Origin of the sequence: Solibacillus sp. R5-41, assembly GCF_002736105.1 — a bacterium.
Lineage (GTDB): Bacteria > Bacillota > Bacilli > Bacillales_A > Planococcaceae > Solibacillus.
Genome location: NZ_CP024123.1, coordinates 2,588,809 through 2,607,775, shown reverse-complemented (window position 1 = coordinate 2,607,775; position 18,967 = coordinate 2,588,809). Strand labels below are relative to the sequence as shown.

General features: G+C 33.7%; 19 protein-coding genes. 15 read left to right on the top strand and 4 right to left on the bottom strand.

What is annotated here, in order from left to right:
- Positions 1-2 precede the first annotated feature (2 nt).
- The 13 genes from CSE16_RS12825 (at position 3) to CSE16_RS12755 (ending at position 13,614) form a co-directional block, all read left to right on the top strand.
- A complete protein-coding gene (locus CSE16_RS12825) occupies positions 3-848 on the top strand; it encodes a tyrosine-type recombinase/integrase (RefSeq protein WP_099424260.1) in 846 nt (281 codons plus the stop codon).
- A gap of 997 nt (positions 849-1,845) precedes the next feature.
- The gene (locus CSE16_RS12820; RefSeq protein WP_099424259.1) at positions 1,846-2,208 is read left to right on the top strand and encodes a hypothetical protein; all 363 of its coding nucleotides are present in this window, start codon (positions 1,846-1,848) and stop codon (positions 2,206-2,208) included.
- Between the two features lie 594 nt (positions 2,209-2,802).
- The gene (locus CSE16_RS12815) at positions 2,803-3,303 is read left to right on the top strand and encodes an NUDIX hydrolase (protein WP_099424258.1); all 501 of its coding nucleotides are present in this window, start codon (positions 2,803-2,805) and stop codon (positions 3,301-3,303) included.
- 1,190 nt (positions 3,304-4,493) lie between these two features.
- Positions 4,494-5,057, top strand: coding sequence for a sigma-70 family RNA polymerase sigma factor (locus CSE16_RS12805; protein WP_099424256.1), 564 nt, complete (start codon positions 4,494-4,496; stop codon positions 5,055-5,057).
- Positions 5,041-6,126, top strand: a complete 1,086-nt coding sequence (locus tag CSE16_RS12800) for a DUF4179 domain-containing protein (RefSeq protein WP_099424255.1) — start codon at positions 5,041-5,043, stop codon at positions 6,124-6,126. The genes CSE16_RS12805 and CSE16_RS12800 overlap by 17 nt, the downstream gene beginning before the upstream one ends.
- Positions 6,127-6,527: 401 nt before the next feature.
- Positions 6,528-7,043, top strand: coding sequence for a hypothetical protein (locus CSE16_RS12795; RefSeq protein ID WP_099424254.1), 516 nt, complete (start codon positions 6,528-6,530; stop codon positions 7,041-7,043).
- A gap of 264 nt (positions 7,044-7,307) precedes the next feature.
- Positions 7,308-7,736, top strand: a complete 429-nt coding sequence (locus tag CSE16_RS12790; RefSeq protein ID WP_099424253.1) for a hypothetical protein — start codon at positions 7,308-7,310, stop codon at positions 7,734-7,736.
- Positions 7,737-8,238: 502 nt separating this feature from the next.
- On the top strand, positions 8,239-8,697 hold the full coding sequence (locus CSE16_RS12780) for a hypothetical protein (RefSeq protein WP_099424251.1): 459 nt from the start codon (positions 8,239-8,241) through the stop codon (positions 8,695-8,697).
- A gap of 341 nt (positions 8,698-9,038) precedes the next feature.
- Complete coding sequence (locus tag CSE16_RS12775) at positions 9,039-9,605, top strand: histidine phosphatase family protein (RefSeq protein WP_099424250.1); 567 nt, start codon at positions 9,039-9,041, stop codon at positions 9,603-9,605.
- Between the two features lie 698 nt (positions 9,606-10,303).
- On the top strand, positions 10,304-11,269 hold the full coding sequence (locus CSE16_RS12770) for a hypothetical protein (protein WP_099424249.1): 966 nt from the start codon (positions 10,304-10,306) through the stop codon (positions 11,267-11,269).
- 387 nt (positions 11,270-11,656) lie between these two features.
- Positions 11,657-11,944 (top strand): TIGR04104 family putative zinc finger protein, encoded by a 288-nt coding sequence (locus tag CSE16_RS22250; RefSeq protein WP_099424248.1) that lies wholly within the window; start codon positions 11,657-11,659, stop codon positions 11,942-11,944.
- A gap of 250 nt (positions 11,945-12,194) precedes the next feature.
- Positions 12,195-12,719, top strand: a complete 525-nt coding sequence (locus CSE16_RS12760) for a hypothetical protein (protein WP_099424247.1) — start codon at positions 12,195-12,197, stop codon at positions 12,717-12,719.
- A gap of 508 nt (positions 12,720-13,227) precedes the next feature.
- Positions 13,228-13,614 (top strand): UPF0715 family protein, encoded by a 387-nt coding sequence (locus CSE16_RS12755; RefSeq protein ID WP_099423462.1) that lies wholly within the window; start codon positions 13,228-13,230, stop codon positions 13,612-13,614.
- 388 nt (positions 13,615-14,002) lie between these two features.
- Here the strand turns inward: CSE16_RS12755 and CSE16_RS12750 are convergent, their stop codons facing one another.
- From CSE16_RS12750 to CSE16_RS12735, 4 genes are read right to left on the bottom strand one after another with little or no spacing between them, the layout of a single operon-like run.
- A complete protein-coding gene (locus tag CSE16_RS12750; protein WP_099424246.1) occupies positions 14,003-14,953 on the bottom strand; it encodes an exosporium protein E in 951 nt (316 codons plus the stop codon).
- Positions 14,946-16,046, bottom strand: a complete 1,101-nt coding sequence (locus tag CSE16_RS12745) for a DUF6677 family protein (RefSeq protein ID WP_099424245.1) — start codon at positions 16,044-16,046, stop codon at positions 14,946-14,948. Before CSE16_RS12745 ends, CSE16_RS12750 begins: the two co-directional genes overlap by 8 nt.
- A gap of 2 nt (positions 16,047-16,048) precedes the next feature.
- Positions 16,049-16,486 carry an anti-sigma factor gene (locus CSE16_RS12740; RefSeq protein ID WP_099424244.1) on the bottom strand — a complete coding sequence of 146 codons (438 nt, stop codon included), beginning with the start codon at positions 16,484-16,486 and terminating at the stop codon, positions 16,049-16,051.
- Positions 16,486-17,001: a sigma-70 family RNA polymerase sigma factor gene (locus tag CSE16_RS12735; protein WP_253896083.1), complete on the bottom strand. Its 516-nt coding sequence runs from the start codon at positions 16,999-17,001 to the stop codon at positions 16,486-16,488. The genes CSE16_RS12740 and CSE16_RS12735 overlap by 1 nt, the downstream gene beginning before the upstream one ends.
- A 344-nt stretch (positions 17,002-17,345) precedes the next feature.
- Between CSE16_RS12735 and CSE16_RS12730 the strand changes: the two genes are divergently transcribed.
- On the top strand, positions 17,346-17,615 hold the full coding sequence (locus CSE16_RS12730; RefSeq protein ID WP_099424242.1) for a hypothetical protein: 270 nt from the start codon (positions 17,346-17,348) through the stop codon (positions 17,613-17,615).
- A gap of 135 nt (positions 17,616-17,750) precedes the next feature.
- Positions 17,751-18,892, top strand: a protein-coding gene (locus CSE16_RS12725) for an IS3 family transposase (RefSeq protein ID WP_371514483.1) whose coding sequence is annotated in 2 segments (ribosomal slippage) — positions 17,751-18,024 and positions 18,024-18,892 — 1,143 coding nt in all. Because the reading frame shifts where the segments join, the coding sequence is not laid out codon by codon here.
- Positions 18,893-18,967 lie beyond the last annotated feature (75 nt).

Genomic DNA, 18,967 nt, shown 5'->3' with positions numbered 1-18,967 from the left:
GGATGAGCGAAATCAAAACAGAGGCATGCATCGAACGATTCCAACTCGAATATAGACTACGCCTGAGTTCCCAAACAATGAAGGGGTATATTTTTAGTGTTACCCAACTTTTTGATTATTTAAAAATGGAGCCTTCTCGTGTATCAAAGAAGGATATCCGAAATTGGCTACTTCATTTGTCGGAAGCAGGGTATAAACCGAGTACGATAAAAGATCGATTAATCGGATTAAAGACTTTTTTTAAATTTTGTATGGAAGAGGGCTATGTTACTAAAAATCCTGCAAAAGACATTCCCTATCCGAAACGGGAAGATAAAAAACCGACTTATTTAAACAAGGGGCAATTGATGCTTTGCAGGGAACTTGTTAAAGGAAATGTAATGGAAAGGGCCTTACTTGAGGTACTTTATGCGACGGGTGTAAGAATTAGCGAGTTAATCGCGATGAAAAAGGAAGATATCAATTGGGATGAAAAGAGTATCTTCATTCCAGAAGGTAAAAGAAAAAAAGAACGAATTGTTCCATTTAGCCGAGAATGCGGAGGATATTTATCCGCCTATCTTGAAAGTAGAACAGATGATTTGCCGTATGTGTTTGTGAATAGCAGATTTAACCGGCTGCTTCACCAAACAAGAATAAACGAGCGGTTCCGATATTATTCTAGCCAATTGGGGTTTCGAGTTACCCCCCACATGCTCCGCCATACCTTTGCAACTCATTTGGTAAAGAGGGGAATGCGCTTTGATATTATTCAGCTACTTTTAGGGCACGACGATCCGAAAACAACCCAATTGTATACACGTTTTTATGAAGAGGGTCAAAAGGAAGAGTACGATCGTTGGACGTAAAGGGATGATGGTTATAAAAAAAGGATCTAATCAAGTATTCCATAAAACTTGATTAGATCCTTTTTTTTATGCATAGTCCTTTAGTATTGAGGGATCGTATAAGTATAATCTCTTATCTGCTCGTCTCGCACCGTCTTATAGAGGGTCGTTATCTCGGAATGAACCAAGTTGTTTTTGAAGAATTGGTGGCATTTACGGAGTGAATGATTCAATCTAATTAAGTTGTATTACAAGAAGTATCCTACTAAGTAAAAAATCGAAACGCTTTTAAAATAAACAGTTCGGTCTATTGTATGAAGCCGAGTATTTTTTAGGAAATCTAGTCGGCGCTATCTGCTGCAAAGTTTCGAGAATGAGATGAGTTTCTACTATTAAATATAACCTCCCATAAGGTCGGGGTTCCATTGATGAACCGCATTTCGCTCTCGCTTGATAATGGACTCTAAATAGATTTCCGTTGTTTTCCGTTGATTATGGCCCAACGAATCTTTAATTAAATCTTTAACCATACTAATACTTCTTTTAATAAAAGTCCGAACCCTTGATACTAAAGGGATTCGGGCTTTTTTGTGGAAACCTGTTGGAATGATAAACTTTATTAACGCTACTACTGTTGAAGTAACGTTTGAAGAAGATGTTACTGATGTGAAAGCATTAGATTTCCACGCCTTTAAGCTGCTGTCGAAAGTATAGACTGCTCCATCAATTTCAATTTTTGTTACTGGTGTGCCAGTAGTTTGACCTAATGCACGTAACTATCGTGCTTAAAAGGTCACTTGCAATTAGGCATAGTTAGAAGTAGGGAATATAAAATGTAGCTTTGTAATAAAGATTGATTATTTATAATAAAGAACGATTATTTGTAATAAAGTTTGAATAAAATCATCTTTCCTCTGTAGATTTCTTAGAGGTTAGATGATTTTTTTTATTGGATATTTATGTTAATGTAAATGTAAAGATTGTGAAGAAATGTACTTAAACTAACGGGGCAGGTTAGTTGAAAAAGAATTGTTACTTTCATTCAATATTAACGCCTATTGTAAATAAAGGGGGGAGTACAATTAAAAAGATTTCTCTATTAATTATTATTGGACTGATTATGATAGGTATATTTATTTTTGAACCGTTTCGTTTAGAACCACCTACACCAAACGTAACAATAGGAGATGTTGATATTCCTACTACACAAGGTTCGTATTGTTGGAAGGGGCTATTTTTAGCTCAGTGTAAAGATATGGCTTATACAAGCCTGTTTGATATGGCAAGTACACATAAACCAACAGTTGTATCATCGAATGAAAAAATAAAAATTGAATTTAAGATAAAACCTATTGCTGGAACAATGGAGTTAGAGCAATGAGTAGATGAAGAAAATGTACAAAAAGTTGAAGTGAAAAATGGCTCAATTGTAGTTCCTAAAGAAAAAGGTATGTACGTTTATCGTGTAAGAGCTAATTGGGAAAAGGGAAAAGGGAACTATGCTGAAGTGAAATAACCTTATTGTACTAATATTTACATTTTCATAATAATTACATTCTATCATCAAAAAACGATCCCAAATGAAAGTTATGTAACTAAACAACGCTGAATTGACTATATATATTGTTTCCCTAGAGGAAAATACTATTAAAATAGAATCACCAAGCTATATGTTGCGGGAGGGGATTTTTAGTGTTGAGATTTGTTGACGACTTAGCAGGTGCTATATAAGATATTTTAAAATTTATTATAAGGTAGATTAGCTATTTACTTGCAGGGGCGATAATTATTGCAGTTCCAATGTATTTGATAGTTTGGATATTCGGTTTATTTCAGTAATCATATTTAATTAACGGGGGCTTTAGCAGAACAAGTTCTTATTGAACTAACGCAGCAGTTTAGTTCAAGAGAGGTTTTAACTTGTATTCAACAATCGGGCCATCTAGTTGAAGAGGAAAAGTGAGGGAGAACTTGTATGATCTATGTAAATGTTAGAGCAATAATTGAAAGAAATGGACCAAATGGAACTGAAATCGTTATACAAAAAAGGGTTAAATCTAATGAGAATAAAACACCTTATGAGCTACCTGGAGGAAGGTTAGAGGAATTCGAGTCATTTATGGAAGGACTTAAAAGAGAAGTGCACGAAGAAACAGGACTTCATATAACAAAGATTTTTGGGGAAGAAACTAGAATTGAAACTAATGATGTGGACTCAAATGTTGAAGCTATGAAGCCTTTTGCTGTTTATCAAACGACAAATGGTCCAGTAGATTCATTAGGCACTTATTTTCGATGTCAAGCCTCTGGTAATTTAGTTAAAGAAGGCGACGGTACTATGGATATAAAGTGGATTCCAGTAGATGAGCTACACCATTCACTAGAGAAGGATCTAATAGATTTTAGCTGGGTCGATAAGTCTGGAATAATGTATTATTTAAAATGGTATTACGCAGAAAAACAACAAATTGATTAGTATGATGCCTATTTTATTCTGGAAAAGCATTCATTAAATTTCCGATAATAACTTTACGGGACCTTTGTATAATATTGGAGTGGTTATATTGAAAAAATTGTTTTTGAAATGGATTGTGAAAGAAAATACTTAAAGTAACGGGGGCTTTAGCAGAACAAGGCTGCCTTTAGGGTAGCTTTTTCTTATTGAACTAACGGGGCAGTTTAGTTGAATAGTGTTGTTTAACTTGTGTTCAACAATCGGGCCATATTGTTGAATAACAATCTGAAGTTTACCAAAAAACGCTTTGTTAGCACTTTAAAAGGAAATTTCAAATTGATAGGGAATTATTATGATAATGAAATGAAACTGAGGTGCAGTAATGACCAAAAAGAAAATGATTACTATTAGCTTTATAATTGCGTTGATTTTTGGTTTCCAATTTAAGTGGATTCAATATAAAGGTGAACAAATGGTATCTATATTTGATGTCTATAATTTAGGAATGAAAAATATGTTTTTCGATTTTTCTTTGTTTTTTATTAGCACATTTATTATTTTTCTCATTTGGAATTGGATTTTAAAAAATAATAATATACGTTCTCATACGAAAAACGTTTACAAATGATTAATTTGCGGATGAATTATAGCTTAATGTTGGTGAAAGAAAATTTAGAGGAAAAGGCTCTGCAACAATTAAATATCGCATTGTCATTGGTTCAAAATTATAAGTTACGTGTACAGATGGGAATCTTATATATCCGTATGGAGATTTGCTACAATAACTTAAAAATACCAGTAGAAAAACATATTATATTAAGATGGGAATTACGATTACGATACTGGAAGTATTAAAAGAAACGGAAGTATTAGTGGGTATGACAAATGAAATTAATATTTACCTTAAATAAAATATAGAGAGTAATGCCATTTTCTTCGGGGAAGAAAATGGCATTTTTTGAAATGAATAAAAATTTATTTCCTATCTGGGAAGCTTCTCCGCGGTCACGGCCTGAGCCTGTAGTCTCAGGCGTCGTATTGTTGCCGCAGATGACGCACTTATAATAATAAGTTAAGCAATTTGAGATAAAGTCGATATATGTTTCAAGATTTTAACATTTTTTGGTTTTTTTGCGAAAAATAGATGCCATTCAACGTTATATATAATGTAAAGGCTTTTGCAGTATCAATACTATATAAAGGAGAAAGAAATGAAGATTAATGAACATAATTTTATAAAATATCTTCAAGGCGGCAAAGAAAACGCTCTTGATTACGTAATCGATCACTATCTTCCATTAATAAAAGGTGTTGTATTAAAAATTTTAGGTCCTCTTGACATTAATGACATCATAAAGGAGTGTTGTAACGATATTTTATTATCTATCTGGAAAAACGCGAAAAAGTTCAACGGAGATGCAGCTGACTTTCAAAAATGGGTATGCGTGATAGCCAAATATAAAGCAATCGATTATTACCGCATGGAAATAAAGAAAAAAGAAAGCCCCACTTTGGATATAGAGCTTACGCCGTCTGACTCCTTGAAATATGAAAGCACCTATCTGGAAGAACAGGAGAACATTCAGGCAATCATCTCAACATTAAAGCCTGTCGATCAGAAAATTTTTATAATGAGGTACCTGCTAGATTTTGATACAGAAGAAATTGCCCATCAATTACAGATGACAAAATCGGCTATTGATAACCGGCTTTACCATGGCAGGAAAAAACTAAAAAAAGATTTAGGGGGTATGCACATTGAAAAATCTGTTTAAACACTTCAATGATATTGAAATCGATATAACTGAATTTGAAGAAGCAGAGGTAACAGAACTTGAAAAAGCACAGTTTAAAAGGGACCTGAGAATTCAGACATCCAAAACAACACCGAGAAAGTGGATGAAGGGAGCTGCAGCTGTCTGCTTGTCGTTGGGTATCGGCACTGCATCAATTATAGGTCTATCCTACACAACATTCGCTCAGGAAATTCCAGTTTTGAACAGTATTATCAAGCTTTTCTCGACCCAGGATAAAATAATATCAGGCTATGAGGAATTCGCGGATCAACAACATCTTGTAGTAGAAAGCAATGGGATAACGATTACGGTAAATGAAAGCTTATTCGATAGTAAAAAGTTTTTAGTTGGCTATTATATTGAAACGGACAGGGATTTAGGTGAGTCCCCGGAAATTGAGACTACTTTTAAGGTGGATGGCCGCGAACACGCACTTTTTCATACGAAACATATGATTGAAAAAGTCGGGCCAAATCAATACGCCGGCTTAACAACAGCGATCTTGAATTTATCTAATCATTTACAGGAGGCGAATTTTGAGTTTCACATTAGTAGTATTTCCAGTCAGGATAAAAAGGAAATGATCCAGGGGAGTTGGGATTTTGAAATAAATGCTAAGGCGACTGAGCCTAAAGTCCAAATCGTGGAAGCTCCTGCATCAAAAAAAGATGATTTAGGTATTAAATTGAATGAAATCATATACACACCGATTTCCTTTATCGTCAATTACAGAGAAACAATAAAAAACGAGAATTTAAAAGAAAAATGGGATATTATTTCTTCCGGTTTAAAAGTAAAGGATAATTTAGGTAATACGTATACACCAGCGTTAACCGGTGGTATAGGACACGACCATGGAGATAAGGAATTTGTCTATACCTTTGAAAAACTGCATCCAGATGCTGAAACTTTAATATTCACCCCATTCTTCCGATTGATGGAGGCTGACGAAATTGATGAAAATGGCGTTAAATATTTTAAGGATAATAGCAATTCTATAAAGGAAATATTAGAGCTTGAGGATATTATTGTAGATATTCAAAAATAATAAGGCACCGCACTTAAAAAACAACTAAAAACATAAACTGCAAGCCAATTGTGTACCAATTTAAGGATTTAGTTGCTCAAAATGGAGATGCATTTTTACTTAAAGAAGGTGATGTTGTTTCATTAAGTCTTGAAATTGATAAGCTAACCTGTTTTAAACTGCGAAAGATTTAGTACAACAAGGATTTATAAAGTATACAAAACAAACTTAATAAACTTTCCCAAATCAAAGTTAGGGAACCAACAACCCCATTCAATTGAATGGGGTGCTTGCTTTTAGTTGCTTATGTCCACTATGTCCCCAAATGTCGGTTTAGGAACTTAAAATACTAAAAAACCAGTAAAATCCATATATGGTATTATTAAAGTGGATATTTTAATAATTTTAATGGGGTGAAAATTTTGAAAAAGTATTTTTACATAAGCATTTTACTAGGAACATTTGCTTTATCAGGCTGTACTGATGGCTCTTCTGATAACACAAAAGTTTCATCAGAAGAGCCATCTTCAAAAGTAGCGTCAAAAGAAGTGTCAGAAGTTGTAAATGAGGAACCTGTTATCTTAGATGTCATTACGTATATGGAAAATTATCAATACCCTATGGGAGGTTATAATCTCCTTATGATTGATGAAGAGGTTGCGTCTCGAATTGGTGAAAGCAAATCTTATTTTTCTTATCCTGGTGATGTGCCATTTATAATATCTTTATTAAATGTCGGTACTGAAAACTTTTTTTTCGAAATTCGAAATGTAGATAAAGAAATACTTATAACAAATGGTGTTTTAAAAAATAATGAAAGTTATGAGAAGGTATTTGACGGATTCTCTGAAGGTGCTTATGTCATCTCTTACCTTGTAGAAGAGGAAGAGCATCCTAGTGATATAAAACTGAAGGTAAAGGTAGAGTTACTTCCTTGAAACAATTGAATTTTTTTAAAATTCCTTTGAGTGCTTTTGTAAAACGAGTATTTATAATGTATACATAACTAGACCAAATAACGTTCCCAAACGTAAGTTAGGTAACAATACACCCCATTCCAGTGATGAGTGGGGTGTTTGCTTTTGACTGCATATAATCAATATTTGCCAAAACGATGCTATAGGTGCAATTTCTTCTTCCACTAACGTAGCAGTTTAGTTGATTAACAAAGGAATTATTAAATGAAACATGGAGGTGCTAAAATGTTTAAAAAGAAAATGTTGTCATTTATTTGGACTATAATAATTTCCACTCCTATTATTGGTTTTTGTTTTATGATTGTAGAACGGAGTGACATAACCGAGGTACCAGCTTTAATGTTATTTGTACTTATTTTTGCTGCCCCAGTTGTTTTATTCTTTGGAATTCCTGTAACAATGTTATCCGATCAAATAAATAAGAGATTTAAGGGCAAGAAAAGAATGTATGCCTCATTAGTAACCCATTTATTCTTTGCTATCAGTTTCGTTGTATTATTTATTTTAATTACTGAATATAGGTTTATTTTCACTGACTTTAATAGATTTGATTGGTACTTTTTAATTCCAGCAACTGTTTATTCATCAGTAATCTGGTGTGTAGATGTAAGATTAAGAAAACGTTTTAATCAACAAGACGTTGGGTTTAACTGACTTGTAGGGACAGTATTCGAAAATAATCTTATTCAACTAACGGGGGCTTTAGTGCAGCAAGGATTTCAAATGGTCCTAAACGACCGTTTGGGAATATTGTTACTTAATATGTAAATTTGATATCATCGTAAGAAGAAAAGAGGTGCTTATTATGGAAATATTAGAAGTAAACGGAAAGGTAATTATTGATGGTTTCGAATTTTATGGTCAAATCCAACAAAACAACTTTTGTTCGCAATGTAAATCTAACTTAATTTATTATGATAAATTTGATACATATTTTTGCCCTAAATGTATTAGTTGGACTGAATCAAAATGTAGTGACCCTCATTGTAAATATTGTCCTAACAGACCGAAATACCCTCTAAATAGGGATTTATGCGAATTTATAACACTATAAGGAATACGTCTTCAAACATCGCTTTGGTAACTAAATCAAAACAATAAGAATCAGTGTATTGTATAATATTGGTATATAAATTAATATGAGCGAGGTGAAACAATGACTAAAAAAACCTTAATTTTTCTAATCTGTTCTTATATAGTTGCTTTTGCAATAAATTTAATTCCGTCAATAAAACATCCTGACTCTAATGTGACCATTTTGAATTTACTTGTATCTATTTTATTTATAGTTACTTTGTTGGCATTTGTAAAAAAAGGAACCCTTAAAAATGGATTTAATAAAAGTTTAAATATCTTTTTAACCTTTGGTTTTTTATCTGGTTTGGTAGTGTATGTTATAACAAAATTTGAACATATAACTTTGGAATATGCTATTTTGGATGTAATAGCGTCAATTCATTATCCGTTTTATATTATTTTTACAACTCCACTATTTGGATTAAACTATCTATTTGGTGTAAAATATGGAGTTTTCTCGTTATTGATGTCCGTAGTTTATTTGATTGCAATTTTATTACTTGTAACTTCTAAAAGATTAGTGAACCAATCGGCATAATGAATAAAGAACAATTAAGTTATACAATCACATTCAAAATAACGTTCCCCAAATTTTTGGGACGAAATAAAACACTTAAAACGTTGTCATACCAATGTATTAAGTATTTTTCTGTATATTATTCATATACACCTTTTTATGCACTATCGTTTGAGCAAAGATACAACAAAGCTTTCAATGCTGTTCAAAAGAAATTGCACTGGAACATATTTTGAAAAAATCTTGCATATACAGCGGATTCCTAACGTTAAAAATCAACCTTTTCTTATAACATAGCCTTTTTCTTTATTGAACTAACGAGGCAGTTTAGTTCAATAAATATGAAGGGAGTTTAAGGGGAAATGGATACCACAGTTTATATGATTAGACACGCAAAATCACCATTTATTTTCGGGGAAGAACGAACAAGAGAATTATCTAAAGAGGGTGTAATAGATTCAAAAAAAATTACAGATTTAATGAGCCACGTGGAAATTGATGTTATAGTTTCGAGTTCTTATACGAGAGCTATTCAAACGATTGAAGGTATTGCTAATCAGAAAAATATAGAAATAAAAGTTATTGAAGAATTAAGGGAAAGACAGTTAAAAGGGGCTTATAAATTACCTGATGAAGAGATTCAGCAAGCAATTAAAAAATCCTACGAAGATTACGATTATTTTTTATCAGGAGGTGAATCAGTTAGAGAGGTACAAAATCGGTCTATACCAGTTATCGAAAGTCTTTTAAATCAATATGAAGGGAAGACTATAATTATAGGTACTCATGGAAATATAATGACAATAATTATGAATTACTTTAACTCAAAGTACGAATATGAATTTTGGAAAAGTACCACTAAACCTGATATCTACAAGTTAGTTTTTTCGGGTACAACACTTCAGAATGTACAAAGAATATGGAAATAATGTTATTAAACTAACGGAGCAGATTAGTTGAAGAGCGTTGTTTAACTTTTGTTCAACAATCGGGTCATTTTATGGAATAGCACTTAACAAGAAATATTTGGATATTCATATTTAAATCTAATTAGGTTTGTGAAGCAATGTATCTAAACTAACATGAAAATAAACTTCTGTAATTAAGGGAAAAAGGCAAAACTAAAATAGACGTAGCTCATTCAATTTTTTTAAAAAGAAAACGCCTAATTCATTGATCAATTATTATAGTTGACTAGATTAAGAAGCTTCAGGTTCTTGCAACGTAACTATGTAACCAAGACTTTGTAATCTTCAGAGTGAATGTCGAACAATTGATTACTGTCTCTGTTTGTCAAACTAGTCTTCGGCTAAATATACATACATTTAATGTAAAAAACATCAAAAACCTCATCAACCAAAATTTGAAAGAAAAATGGGATCTTTTCAGATTGTTGGCGAAAAAGAACTGACGTTTCAGCAGGGGAGTGTCTTAATTAAACATTGGGTGATGTGCTATCCCTCATGGGGGTGTTTGGCAGGACTGTTCCAATATGTATTACTATTTAGTTGTTCTATTAATAATTACTAAAATATGGTAAAATGTGTAGAAATGGAGTTACTAGCGATAATCTTAGTATCTGAAAAATCTAATTTTACTGGTCAGTAAAGGGGGATCTGTATTCGATATGTTAAAAGATGATATTATTTTGGATAAGCTGCAGCAATTTGTTTCTGGGGACTCTATTCAACGCCAAAGTATGAAGACTAGCCTTGCGGATTTTATACTGTCATCTGGTGAAACTTCGAAAGCTGCAAATTGGATAGTTAGCTATATCGAGAGCTTATGTCATGACAAGCATGATAAGGGTGTTTACACTCAAATGAATAACCCGGAATTAATTGCTGATTTATTAGAAGCGGCTTATGAAAGTCTGAGTATGGATGCTGATCTGCATCCATACGTTACGCCAATCGCACGATTATTGTATATTGACAAAGAGGAACGAGACACATTAGATTCTGAACGATATGTCCAGTACCGGGCAGCTGCGATGTTGGATGAATTAATTTCCTTAAACGTTTCGTTGCCACCAGAAGTAGTAGAGCTGATGTTATCGGATTATTATAGAAAGGATATACCGACAAAAGAGTTCATTTGCAGTATATGGAGGAGATTGGCTGAAAGAGGCATTAATTTATCCAATCATATAAGTTCACTTGTCATCAATGTTGATAACCACGAATCTTCTACTCTCACTAATAATAGTATACTAGCTTTATGGGCATGCATTCGCAGGGGATTCTTTGATACACCTATCCCTGATAGTAATCTAACTTACCACGTATGGCTTTGGCATATGACTACAAGCTGTGTTGGTAAACTGAAGAAAAGATACGAGGAACCTACCCGCTCAGTGGCTGTCGGCTGTCTTCTTGAAACTGCAAGGATATACCCGGAGGCTCAATCTTTGATTCTAGAGTGCATGGATAAATGGGGAATTGCAGAACCAAAGCGTCCACGTAGTGATTTTCAACGAGATTTAAAAGAGCTTTTTTCACGTTGCGAAAATCATCCAGGCATAAATTGCTTACCAGAGAATTATGATATTACTAAAAGAGGAATCATGTCGAGATCTAAATCTAAATCGTAATTCAAATAACGTAAGGATTGTACGAATCAAGTTTGGTTATTTTGAAAAAGTAATTGATAATAAGATAATGATAAAAAGATGTGATTTTTTTGCTTAATAAATATATCATACTTTAATTAATTCTTTAGGTTGTTATATATGAGTTCTAGTGATTATGGGTCATAATAGTAACATTTAGTTACAAGTAAACCTTTTTATTTGTACTAACGGGGACTTTAGCAAAAATAATAGAGTAACTATTTTGGAATTCTTTAATATTCAACTAACGGGGGCGTTAGTGAAAGATCATTTCAAGAATCTTCCCAAACGACGCTTTGGGAAGGTTTTAAAGGTATCGGGGGATTTATCTAGAAATACTAATATATCAATATACGGAGGTGATTAGCTTTGCAAAAATGCGAGAAATGCAATGCACATTTTAGTTGGAGCGAAATCTATAAATCCTGTTGGCAGAATTATAAACCGATTAAATGTATTGAATGCGATACAACACATAAGACAACAGTACAAGGCAGATTAATTTTTGTCTTTTTTACTATTCTTCCAATGCTCATCTTCGGTTATTTCCTGTCTCCTTTTAGCAATTTACTTGTGACACTTGGCATAGCTTTTTTTATTTGTATAATTGGTTCTTTGTTAGCACCTTTTCTTGTTACTTATAAGAAGTCTTTGTGAACTAATGTACTTAAGTTAACAGGTTGCTTTAGTGAACCAAAGCTTATAAAGTATACAAAATAAACCTAATAAACGTTCCCAAATGAGACTTTGGTGACTCTACAAGTAAAGCTTTCCAAACCAGGATTTGAGTACTTTTTTTCAATTAATGGCGCAGGATAGTTGAATTAGCAAATTAAGCTGCTAATTGTTGGAGTAGTAATTATATAGCATTGTTCAAGTAACGATGCCAGGAAATGAGGAATAACCGATGTCAAAAACGGTACTTGATAAAGCTAAGAGGATTGTAGCAGGAATCGAAGTTGATCCAGGATTAGCTAAAGATTGGAGTAAAGATAATTATGACAATTATTATCTTTACTTTTCAGATCCAGATCCTGAAATACGAAAATATTCGTTACTTGTTTTTTTTGTGGGTCTTGGTAATTGGCAATTGGGGTCAGCTTATATCTTTAGACCAATCAAAGAACTTAAAAAATACCAAGATTTCGATGAAAATAAAGTGTATCGTTTTGAGGATTATGTTCAATCATTTCTCGACAATAGAGAAAACATTAAACAAGAGTTCCCATATTTATATGATGATTTGGTTTGGTATTTACTTAGGTTAGATAATCAAAAGCGTTTTGAGTATATTTTTAGATCCGTTGATAAGCAATTATTCATTGAACTTAGACAAGTATTAATTGAATCGGGTATTGATGCTAACATATTTCCAAACAACTTAAATAACATCTTAAGAGAAGTAGGAATTACTCCTTATTTTCTAGATTAAACATAATTTTCAAACAGATAGCATTACTTATTGAACTCACGTGCGCTTTAGTGCAACAAGGATTTATAACGTATACATAACTAAACCTAATAACGTTCCCAAATACAAGTTTGGGGACACCATAAAACACTTGAAATGTTGTGGTATCAATGTTTTAAGTGTTTTTCTCTATTAAATTCATATACGGCTTTTTATGCACTGTCGTTTTAACTTAGATACAACAAAGGCTTTCAACGCTGTCCAAAAGAAATGTACTGCTCATGTTTTGAATAAAATCTTGCAAATGCAGTCGATTCCTTTACGTTATAAATCAACCTTTTCCTACAGCATAGCCTTTATCTTTATTGAACTAACGCAGCAGTTTAGTTGAAGAAGTAACCTGAGTTATAATTGGAGTGAATACATAAATCAGGAGAAATAAAACGAGTTAGGGTTGCTTTAGCATTTCACTTGAAGGCTAATTTTCTTCTTCAACTTAATAATTAACGAAAAAGAGGGAGGTATTTGGATGCATGGAAAAATAAATATTTTTGTGTTTTATTTCAAAGTATTACTTTGTTCAATTTTATCTGGATTTTCTCTCAGCTTATTAGTATGTTTCTTAACAGTTCCAAGAAACTTTAATCCAATAGATATATTTTTTATTGGTCTAATATATAGTATTGTTTATCTAATTCCAGGAGCACTGATACAATCTTATTTGGATGAAAAAAAAATCAATATTCGCGCCAGCAAATTATTCTTAATATATCTAATTACCGGAACAATCGTTACTACTATTTTCTATGCACTTGACCATGTAGATTTTTATAAGACTTCTAATTACTATTTCACAGTACTTTCTAGTAGTGTAGTGTTTTGGTTGTACGATTTAATTTTATTTCGAAGGAAGTAATCGAACTCAATCAAATATTTACTTCAATCTGTTTACAGAGTAATGAGCTAGGAAGTAGTTTTAATTGACGTGATTGTTAACTTAAACTAATAGTTTGTGAAAAAATGTACTTAAACTAACGGGGGCTTTAGTTCAATAAGAATTACACAAATTTATTATTTTTTTAAGCAACAAAATTCTTTTAGATTAATTCGATTTTAAACAACTTTAAAAGCCTTATTACATATCAAATGTAGTAAGGCTCTTGTTTATTATAGCGAAATTAAACAACTTTATTATCGCTATACATCATTGGAATTTTTTAAAAAATAGCGAAAAATAGATACCTTTTTATTAAAAACTCTATCCTACAAGAATACCACCACTTTGGGGATACCTTAAATTGATTTTAAATCCCTTCTACCAAATTCACCGAAATTAGCTCACTATTAAATATATTAAGATGAAATGTTCCGTTTCCTATCTTAAAAGTTCCTTTGTAAAGTTTGTCGTTTACTTCCTCTTCAAACTTGTCGATTCCGCCTTTGTCTGATATTTCAATCGAATCCCATTTCACATTACCATTTTGCGGGTTATTTCTTGAAGTAGCTGAAAGTAGTACATCATTATTTTTTTCAAGATGCATGGTAACATAGCTTGGTCCATCAACGGTCCAATGGTTTTCAAGAGAACCTGGATGCAGCTCAATTGTATTATGCTTTCCTCTCACCTCTAAGCGAACATTAACTGGTACAATAATTGTAGGCTCGATTGCCATATAGGTCGAGAAAGGACCCGAATGACGAGAAGTAGCTTTAATCGTCACATACATTGTGTCGCCTACTATTTTTGTCAGCGTATAATTATCCTTGTCTGTAATCGGAGGATTGCTTTTCGGATTAACCTTTACGCTATAGGTACCAAATATATTTATTTGGTTTACGTCAGAACCCTCTATTTTTGCTTCATGATCATTCGTTTCCAGGACAATTCTTTTAATGTTGTCTGGTATCTCTTCCTCGATTGAAGGTAGATTGAATGATTTATCCTCAGCCACCACAAGGGTTTGCAGCTCGGTTAATAGACCAGTTGAAGTTAAAATCGTAAAGCCAATTCCAATAGTACCTAATATACCAACAAATAAAATGCTTATAAAATCGTACTTTACAATTGGATTTTCTTGCTTTGATAAAAAGAGGTAAACGATAATTTCAATTCCTAACACAATAAGGATAATCGGCCACCATACAAGAAATGGTTCAAACATAAATTTCCCCTTAATTTGAGTTATAAATAAGAGAACCCCTAGAAATATAAGAGATAAGCCCATTGATACAGTACCAACACGCCATTTACGCATTACGACTCTCCTTTCGGATTTTGCTTCCGAATAACAGCCTCAAGCCCCCGCCAATTAATAAAATACAGATAACACTGACTTGGAAGTAGTTATAATACCAATATTCAATATCAAATCCTAGATTTATCTTTAATGCCGGCGCTAACGCAGGGATGATCACATTTGCAATTAAATAATAAAGTCCTAGCGTCAACATACCAATACCTAACCATTTTTGGTGATTCACAAAATACGAGATCATTGGGATATCTTCTAGTTCCTCCTCCTCGTGCATTGAAACCTTTTGCAATGCATCAAAAAAGCTGTAAAACCATATTATTGGGATTAAAAATAGAAACAGTGAAAGTCTTAAAATGTCTAAAATATAAATTCCCAACAAAAAAGCTGCCATGAGCTGTAAGCCACGTTTTTGTAACCCTAAGTACATATGTCCCGCACCTGGAAAAATCGATAATACCGTTGCTAAAGTCTTACTTTTCTTTCCTTGTTCACGACGTGTTTCTTCGAAATCCTCTAATATCGTCTTATCTATTAATTCTTCTCCTCGTAACTTTTTGCTCACTTGTTGAATTGCATCAAACATGTTATAAACCCAAAGCACAGGGAGAATCCCTAGAAACACCAAGAATGCAATTTGGTCCGTGAAAACTGATATAAATAAGACCATCGTTCCAAGTCCAAAAAATCCGATTAGGAATGTTAATCCTCTATTCATTAAACCTAGTTGAAAATGACCTAACCCTGGGATAAAGGAAAGTAAAATTGTATAAAAGCGTTCATTTTCGTCCGTTTTAATTTGGGTTGGTTCCTCTAACGTTTGGTGCGTTTGGTTAGTTGGTATCGTAAGTCTCTGATTTTTTAATAAGTAAAGTACCATATCCATTACACTAATTACCGTTACGATTGCTGCGATGAATATCCCAATAATTAGTGCTTCGTCTGAATAAATTTGGATATATAGGAGGAAACCATATATGAAAGGTAATATGGCCCCTGCTCCATAAAGGAACCCTCTGACTTTTCGACTTAAGTAGAAATGTCCCACCCCCGGAATAAAGGTGAGGAAGAACGCAAGTAGTGGATTTTTAGTCATCGTTATTGACCCTCCTTATGTTTTATATCAATTATTTCAAATAGTGCCAAAGATTTTTCCATTAGGCTATTCGATACACTTTGCTGTGGCTTTGATATCGACGATACTTCAACGGTAGTAATAACACCCATAATGGTTTGGAAGAAGCCAGTTGTCATAAGTGTTAATGTAATTACTGCTGCTACCGCGTAATGAAATAGTGTTCGCTGATAAAGTGTTTTATTTCGTACCATCTTTTGAGGGAGTTCTGCAATTATTTCATCTGTAAAGCTAGTATAATCTATCACTGGTAGCTCCTCTGCCTGTCTATCTAACATTTTCATATAGACTTCTAAACATTGGTCACAGGAAAATAGGTGATCTTCTAGCTCTTCACACGTAGTTTCTGATAACTTATCGTTTATATAACTCCTCCACTCTTCGTTGTTGAAGTGCCTCATCAAAAATCATCCTCCTTCCAATGTTTTTTCATCCAATTTCTTGCACGGTACAACTTCATTTCTATTGTCTTAACCTCAACCTCCTGCTCATCAGCGATTTGTTTATAACTTTTTTCAGTTATGTAATACGCATAAATAACATCTCTATAATTAGGGGGCATTTCATCTAATCGATGTCGTACTACCTCTCTCTGTTCTTTTCGCAGAAGAAGAGCAATGGTATTACAACCGGTTTGAGCTATTGCTGAAAACACTTCTGGTTCAAGAACCGTTTCATTCTGACGTTGCTTCTTGCGCTTTAAATCAATTGCATGATTAATCGCAATCCGCGTCATCCACGCCTTCAAACCTTGTGATTTGTACTGAGGGAGAGCATAATAGATTTTTAAAAACACTTCTTGAGTTACATCCTCTGCATCCTTCTCATTCCTGAGGATCGGATATAACGCCTTGAACAAATCATTTTTATATCTTTCAATAAGGAAACGAAACGCCTGCTCATCACCTGCTTTCACTTTTTCTACTAAAATCTCATCCTGAATAGCACTCTCCCCCTTTCTACCTTATAAGACGAATCTAATCCTACTATACCCTACATATTTTCCAAAAATAACAAATATTGATAAATTTACAGATTAGAATGGTCCGTCCAGTTAAATGCTCACTTTTAAAAATTTCTAAAAGTGAGTTGGTTTTCGTTGGAAATTTACGTTAATATCATAATGAAGATTGTGAAGAAATGTACTTAAACTAACGGGGCAGGTTAGTTGAACAAGGGAAATCTAAATTGCTTGGAGAAATAGATAGAATAGAAGGGGATGAAAATAAGGGGGGAAATTTATAGATTGGGGGCGAAAGAATGAAAAGGACAGTAATTGGCGGTTTTATAATGTTAGGGGGATTATTTACTACATTAACTATAATTGTGGTGGCAGCATTATATATTCCCAGCATGAATAGTTGGTCTGGTTCACAGTTGTGGTATGCAATTTTTGGAGGAAAGCAATATGCGAATGAAAGTGTTGAAAGTTTATTCCTAGGTTTCCCATTTGTTGTAGGATTGTTGTTGTCGATTTTGGGGCTAGTAATACTAGTAATGGAGTATTTTGACAAGTCCTTTTTAAAGTGATTTTTTTACTAACGGGGGCTTTACTTGAAGATCATTGAGTTGGGCACTGACCTAATAATATGAGACAAATAAAAACACCTTTCATTGAATAACGGGGACTTAAACCTGAAATAATCAATGTGGAGGTGTTTTTCTATGGGAACAAGAGTCAGTTATCCAGTAGAAGTGAAAATGAAGGCAATTGAAATGCGATTGGCTAACGTACCGGTAAAAGAAGTAATGGAAGAATTGGACATTCGAAACTATACGCAGTTGAAGCGATGGATGCATTGGTATCGAAATGGTGAAATGCACCGTCTTAAACAACCAGTTGGTAAACAATATGCCTTCGGCAAAGGACCGGAATTTGAAAGCGAGACAGCCAAGCTACAGGCAGAGAATTTGGAGTTGAAACAACAGATTGAAGTTTTAAAAAAGTACGCGGAATTGGAAGGGAAGTGGCGCCAAAAGTAGTACTTCAATTAGTTGAAGAATTAAAAGATGTTTTGCCAATTGGTGAAATCTGTCTTCATTTAGGCGTAGGTCGCTCGTCATACTATCGTTGGAGAAATGATGTGGATCAATCCACACAAAAGGAGATTCGAGATCAGCAGATTGGTGACTTGTGCAAACAGAATAAATTTCGATATGGTTATCGAAAGATTGCTAATCTGTATCCAGGAGTTTGTAGGAAGACTGTGCAACGTGTTATGCAAAAATATGGTTGGCAATGTAAAGTAAAGGTGAAGAAACGGAAGCGTACCGGGCAGCCAGCATACGTTGCACCGAATTTATTAGCACGTGATTTTACAGCATCTAAGCCCATGGAGAAGCTAGTCACGGATATTACGTACTTGCCTTTTGGTCAATCGATGATGTATCTTTCTAGTATTCTCGATGTCTACAATGGAGAAATTGTGGCACAAACTACTGGTATCAAACAAGACACTGATTTTGTGTTGGATACGCTCTATCAATTGCCTAAGCTACCAGAAGGATGCATTCTGCATAGTGACCAAGGGTCCGTTTATACATCCTATGCTTATCAAAAAGCAGCCAAAGAAAAAGGAATTACCATGAGCATGTCCCGCAAAGGCACGCCAGCTGATAATTCCCCAATCGAATCGTTTCATTCCACGCTAAAGTCTGAAACGTTCTATCTCGACGATATCTATCGCACAACGAATGCACGTGTGATACAGATTGTCGAAGAATACATTACTTATTATAACAATATCCGTATTCAAACGAAACTAAACAGCCAATCGCCGGTTCAATACCGTCAATTGGCTGCATAATAGGGTGTTTTATTTTTGTCTCAAAAAGGGTAGTCAGTGCCTTGCGTATGCAGCTCTTTTTTCTTATTGAACTAA